The sequence below is a fragment of the Sphingobacterium sp. NPDC055346 genome (assembly GCF_053645235.1).
On the sequence record NZ_JBSHMI010000008.1, the window covers coordinates 267,734 to 273,916 of the forward strand.

General features: G+C 40.1%; 7 protein-coding genes. 6 read left to right on the forward strand and 1 reads right to left on the reverse strand.

Annotated features, from left to right (window positions below):
- Positions 1–95 precede the first annotated feature (95 nt).
- The 5 genes from mazG (at position 96) to ACWICE_RS16995 (ending at position 4,199) form a co-directional block, all read left to right on the forward strand.
- Positions 96–899 (forward strand): nucleoside triphosphate pyrophosphohydrolase, encoded by an 804-nt coding sequence (mazG, locus tag ACWICE_RS16975; RefSeq protein WP_454298846.1) that lies wholly within the window; start codon positions 96–98, stop codon positions 897–899.
- Positions 900–951: 52 nt separating this feature from the next.
- On the forward strand, positions 952–2,118 hold the full coding sequence (locus tag ACWICE_RS16980; RefSeq protein ID WP_454298847.1) for a serine hydrolase domain-containing protein: 1,167 nt from the start codon (positions 952–954) through the stop codon (positions 2,116–2,118).
- 59 nt (positions 2,119–2,177) lie between these two features.
- Positions 2,178–2,846: an HAD family hydrolase gene (locus tag ACWICE_RS16985; RefSeq protein ID WP_254527213.1), complete on the forward strand. Its 669-nt coding sequence runs from the start codon at positions 2,178–2,180 to the stop codon at positions 2,844–2,846.
- Positions 2,836–3,609 (forward strand): sulfite exporter TauE/SafE family protein, encoded by a 774-nt coding sequence (locus ACWICE_RS16990; RefSeq protein ID WP_185216356.1) that lies wholly within the window; start codon positions 2,836–2,838, stop codon positions 3,607–3,609. The genes ACWICE_RS16985 and ACWICE_RS16990 overlap by 11 nt, the downstream gene beginning before the upstream one ends.
- Positions 3,610–4,067: 458 nt before the next feature.
- A complete protein-coding gene (locus ACWICE_RS16995; RefSeq protein ID WP_454298848.1) occupies positions 4,068–4,199 on the forward strand; it encodes a hypothetical protein in 132 nt (43 codons plus the stop codon).
- 199 nt (positions 4,200–4,398) lie between these two features.
- Here the strand turns inward: ACWICE_RS16995 and ACWICE_RS17000 are convergent, their stop codons facing one another.
- On the reverse strand, positions 4,399–5,292 hold the full coding sequence (locus ACWICE_RS17000) for an OmpA family protein (protein ID WP_185212183.1): 894 nt from the start codon (positions 5,290–5,292) through the stop codon (positions 4,399–4,401).
- Positions 5,293–5,842: 550 nt separating this feature from the next.
- Here ACWICE_RS17000 and ACWICE_RS17005 point away from each other — a divergent pair.
- Positions 5,843–5,977 carry a hypothetical protein gene (locus ACWICE_RS17005; RefSeq protein WP_262890970.1) on the forward strand — a complete coding sequence of 45 codons (135 nt, stop codon included), beginning with the start codon at positions 5,843–5,845 and terminating at the stop codon, positions 5,975–5,977.
- Positions 5,978–6,183: the final 206 nt, after the last annotated feature.

Below are 6,183 nucleotides of genomic sequence, written 5' to 3' on the forward strand. Positions count from 1 at the left end.
TGTTTTATCCATTTTATATTCTTCATGTACGTTTCTTTAAAAACACATAACTTTGGCTATTGTTTCAAAATGATCATATAATTTATTACCTCACTATGGCTCACACACCTCCTCCAGCAAAAAATACAGCTTCAGAAGCCTTTGAAAGATTACTCGAAGTCCTGAATACATTAAGGATTGAATGTCCCTGGGACAAAAAACAGACTATGGAATCTTTAAGGCACCTAACCATTGAGGAGCTGTACGAACTTACGGATGCAATCCTTGAAAAAGACTATGAAGAAATAAAAAAAGAGTTGGGTGATATAATGATGCACTTGGTATTCTATGCTCGAATTGCAGCGGAAGATAACAGGTTCAACATCGTAGATGTCCTAAACGCGGTATGTGACAAACTGATCATACGACATCCACACATCTATTCGGATACGGAAGTAAAGGATGATGAAGATGTAAAGCAGAACTGGGAAGCCATCAAACTTAAAGAAGGAAACAAATCCGTCCTTCAGGGAGTACCGCAAAGCCTTCCAGCTCTGGTTAAAGCTTACCGGATACAAGATAAGGTTCGTGGTGTAGGATTTGATTGGGAAGATAAAACCGAAGTCTGGAATAAAGTCGAGGAAGAATTAGCGGAATTCAAAGCTGAATTTGACCTTAAAAACGGAACTATCAATGCAGAAAAAGCGGAAGAGGAATTTGGTGACCTTCTATTCTCCTTGATCAATTATGCTCGACATATCGGTATCAATCCGGAAAATGCATTGGAAAAAACCAATAAAAAATTTATCCATCGTTTTACCTATCTAGAAACCCAAGCGGCCAAGAACGGACAGGTATTAAAGGACATGACCCTGGAAGAAATGGATGTGTACTGGAACAAAGCTAAAAAGCTGAAATAATTGTACTTGTGTTTTTTTCTTGATAACTTTAATACGGTACAAAACCTGTCGTATGCAAATTATTTTGAAGCTCCTTAAATGGTTGGGAATCGTCATTGTGTCGGTTCTCCTCATCGCCGTTGTGTATTTATATGCCACCGGAAAAGACTTCCTGCTCAAAGGGGTCTATGTCACTTACCTACATGGCCATAAAACGGCCTATCTCGATGATTACCGCTTTTTCGACAACCATGAAATTGAAACCGGAACCCCGCAGCCCTGGAACATCTCCAAAGAATATAATAGCGTTAAAATAACCGATAGCTTGAGGAGCATTCATGACAGATGGAAATCTGTGGCCTATATGATCATCCATAAAGACAGTATCTGGTTTGAAGAGTATTATGGAGGATATTCTGATTCCTCCCGATCCAACTCTTTCTCCATGGCCAAAAGCATGGTCGCCGCCCTCTTGGGAAAAACAATTGAAAGCGGACAGGTAAAGAGCCTGCAACAGAATGTCAAGGATTTTGTTCCAGAACTGATCGGTCCCTATGCAGACTCCCTTAAAATGGTTGACCTCGTTTCCATGAGCTCAGGCATGAAATGGGACGAAAGCTATTACGACCCTTTTTCCATCACAAGATTGTACTTTGATAAAGATATCGTTGGAACTTTAGACCAGCTTCCCATCAACAACCAACCGGGACAAAAGTTCATCTATAAAAGCGGAGATACCCAATTACTTGGAATAGCGTTACAACGAGCTACAAAAAAGAGCTTATCGGAATTGCTTTCCCAATATTTCTGGAAGCCAATGGGAGCTGAGCATACTGCACTTTGGCAGGTTGACAGCAAAAAATACGGAATTGAAAAAGCCTATTGCTGTGTAGCCTCCAATGCCCGCGACTTTGCCCGATTCGGCAAATTGTACATGGACCACGGAAACTGGAATGGTCAGCAGCTTTTGGACTCTGCCTATATCAAACAATCTGTCACCAATACCTTTGCAGACTCTCCGGAATATGGATATGGCTGGTGGATTGGTAAATACAAGGACAAAGATTATTTCTATATGGATGGCCACCTTGGCCAATATGTTATTTCGATCCCGCAGGATGACTTGATCATTGTTCGTTTAGGTCATGGCATCGGTGGCAAGCCAAGATCCAATCCAGGTTCCGCATTTTATAATTTCATTGACCAAGCCTATATCATGCTTGGCGACAGAATCAAATAAAATTACCCAAACTACTGAATTAAAGCAGTTTTAAAGATAATATTTGTATTTTTGCCCCAATGAAAGAATTAGCCGTCATCTTCGATATGGATGGTGTAATTGCCCACACTAATCCATACCACGCCAAAGCCTTTGAAGCATTTTTTGACAAGTACCAAATCCCTTATTCCGATGAGGAATTTGAAAAACATATGTATGGCAAACATAACAGCTATATATTTACCCACTTCTTTAAAAGACCCATTGCTGGACAGGAACTTTTAAACCTTGAAATGGAAAAAGAAGGCCTGTTCAGGGAAATATATAAAGTGGAAGCGAAACCAATCCCCTTCCTACCAGATTTCCTGAGCAACTTAAAAGACAACGATATTAAACTGGGAGTTGCGACCTCTGCTCCACGTGCTAATATGGACTTGATATTGGACGCCCTGGACATCCGTAGTTTCTTTAAGTCAACCCTCGGATCCGAAAATGTGGAACTGCACAAACCTCATCCTGAAGTTTATCTGAAATCAGCAAATAACCTGAATATGGATCCGCAAAACTGTTTTGTGTTTGAAGATTCTTTTTCCGGTGTTACTGCTGGTCTAAATGCCAATATGAATGTCATTGGGGTCCTAAGTTCCCATAAGAAAGAAGATCTGCCTGTTTGTCTCGAATATATCGACGACTATAAATACATGAATGTCGACAGGCTAAAATCACTTTACAAAGAGAATGTGGGATAATGCATTAGAACTGATCCCATCTCCAGCTGCATGGATACTCTACTTTTTCTGTGCCATGCTCATTGGCGTTTCTAAAACCGGCATCCAGAACGTAGGAACTTTTACGATCCCAATGTTTGCCCTTCTTTTTGGAGCCAAATTTTCTACAGGGATCGTTCTGATTCTCCTCTGCATGGCAGATCTCCTTGCGGTGATCTATTATAGGAAACAATTTATTTGGTCCGAAATTAAATCCATGCTCCCCTTTTCAATGATCGGACTTTTTATAGGTCTCTTTGTCGGAGAATATATTGACGATGGCACTTTTAAGTTTATCATGGGGGCCTGTATCTTCATCTCCGTCCTGTTGATGATCTGGGGAACCAACAAAGCCAAGAAAAACCATGACGCTAGGGATTTCACCGACAATTGGTGGTATTCTCCTTCCTTCGGTCTCTTGGTCGGGTTCTCAACGATGATCGGAAATGCCGCAGGTCCAGCCCTCACCATTTACCTGCTGACCCGCAAGCTCAACAAAGTAACCTTGGTCGCAACCGGAGCTTGGTTTATCATGATCCTCAACTTCTCCAAGATACCCCTCCAGCTTTTTGTCTGGAAAAACCTGACCTGGGAAGGCATCATCCTAAATTGCCTCGCCATTCCTTTTATCCTGCTAGGAGGCTACATCGGCATAAAACTGGTCAAGATTATTCCTGAAAAAGAATTTAAGATCGTCATTCTGGCATTGGTGATTATATCATCGCTGATGTTGATGTTTGGGTGATTTTAGACATAAGACACAAGACATAAGACATTAGAGCATTTTCACCATCAGAAATATTGAGGCACGAAACATCTCGGAACTATGCCTATTATTTTCCCTGCGCCAGTCATGTTGAGGCACGAAACATCTCGGAACTATGCCTTTTATTGTCCCCATACCTGTCATGTTGAGGTACGAAACATCTCGGAACCATGCCTTTTATTGTCTCCATGCCTGTCATGTTGAGGTACGAAACATCTCGGAACCATGCCTTTTATTGTCTCCATGCCTGTCATGTTTAGGCACAAAACATCTCGGAACTATAGTTAATTTGAATCTAAAATATAGTTTGTATTGGCGTACAGGTCCTGGACCTTCGGTCCAGAATGACAGGACATTTTGGTGGAGAACCGTACAGATTCCTCACTGATCGTTCAGAATAAGAGTAAACAAAAAACACTTCCCTAATCCCTTTATTTGTGGTTCAAATCCAGATCTTGGTCTATCCTCACATCCTTTCCATCCTGGTTCAAATCCAGATCTTGGTCCATCCTCTCATCCTTTCCATCCTGGTTCAAATCCAGATCTTGGTCTATCCTCTAATCCTTTAATCCTGGTTCAAATCCAGATCTTGGCCCATCCTCTCATCCTTTCCATCCTGGTTCAAATCCAGATCTTGGTCCATCCTCTCATCCATTCCATCCTGGTTCAAACAAAAAAAAAACACAAGAAAGTTCTAATTTCTTGTGTCTATTGTCTTATGTCTAAAAACCAAAAGGGAGTCTTCTACGACTCCCTTTTTGGTTTTTATTAAAATGATGTTGTATCCACCGGAACTTCTGAATTTTCGGTTTCAGGAGCTTTATCGATCAACTCCATAAACTGATCCAGTTTAGGGGTAATGATAATCTGTGTTCTACGGTTTTTAGATTTACCATCTGCGCTGGCGTTGCTGGCGACAGGGTTATATTCACCACGTCCACCGGCTGTCAAACGCTTAGGATCAACTCCATAGGTGTTCTGCAATGCTTGAACGACTGATGAGGCTCTCAATGTACTTAAATCCCAGTTGTTGCGGATATTAGGCTTTGAGATCGGATCCGTATCGGTATTACCTTCGATCAGCACATCGTAATCTTTGTAATCTTGGATGATCTTGGCAATTTTCGACAAGGTCTCTCCTGCACGGTCTGAAATCTCATAACTACCTGACTTATATAACATATTATCAGACAATGAAATATAAACCACACCTTTTAATACTTGAACATCCACATCGTTCATTTCTTCACGACTTAATGAACGTGTCAAGTTGTTTGTCAACACCATATTAAGTGAATCACTTTTTTGTTTGGTGTTTACTAAGTGCTGAATGTATTTATTGGAAGCATTGATTTCATCGACCAATTTGGAAATATTGACATTTCCTTGGGTATTTTGATTGATACTGTTATCCAATGTTCCCTGAAGTTTAGCTAAGGCCTCTCTTAAGCCCGCATTGTTCTTGCGTTCTTGCTCAAGTTGTTCCTCCAAGCTCTTCACTCTGGTTTTACTTTCTGCAAGGTCTAACTGACTCTGATTATATTTATCACCCAGTTCCTTATATTGAGCTTCCAAAGCTCGGTGAGTCTTCTTACTTACACCACATGAGGTAATAAACAAGGCTGACATCAACAGTAATGGTACGCTAATTCTTTTAATCATAACGCTTGATTTTATTTGTATTCTTATAATGTTACGCTACTGTTAAGCAAAAGGAATGCCTTTTATGCAAAATTAGCATTCCGCCAAAACAGATTTTCTAAATAATCCCCTGTTTTACCCCTATAAGCAGCGAATATTTAAAAATATTTTATTTTAAATTTAAGCTCTTTCCTTTAAATAAACCAATAGAAAATCTTATAGTTTTATTACAAAACAATAAAAACTACATCCTATTCAATTCCATCAAGGGTAAGCTGTAAAGCAATTTGTTTTTTGGTAATGGACAAGTAACAAAGGCATGTAATTTTTATTAGAATGTGATGACATAGGCAGGTAAGTAATAAGAAAATGGGTATTGAAAATTTAGAGATAGGAACCCCATCGGGCAATGTCATTAAGTTAAGGAAAAAAATACTTATTCTCCGTTACTTTTGAAGCCCAAAAGTAACCAAAACGCTTCGGCCCATTTAAGGTGGCTTTTCGCACGGTCATCCGCACATGGACAAGAATGCCTTGTTGTCGGGGATATCTTCCTTCAAAATTCTCCCTTTTGATGGAGAATTTTTTGAAAGCATCCCAAGGCCAATCCCATCGCACGGGGCATCGGCATTCTTTCCATCTCTCCGCCACTGGAAATGAGCCGGTTGCTAAAGGACTTCCTGCGGAAGGATTGTTGTTTGTATAAATTGAGAACCCCTGGAAGGGGTGACATCTTTGTAGAAAATCGGATTGTTCAACGAAATGTTGTTCCAAATATCTTCCCGAAGAAAGAAAAATAGTTCGTTCGCTCTACTCACGATGAACTGTGTCTAATTCCAAATTTATTTTAAATTTTTTCCAAATTTTATTCTGCTAAGACTTTTTCCAATCGGTATACCTCACCAGACTTTG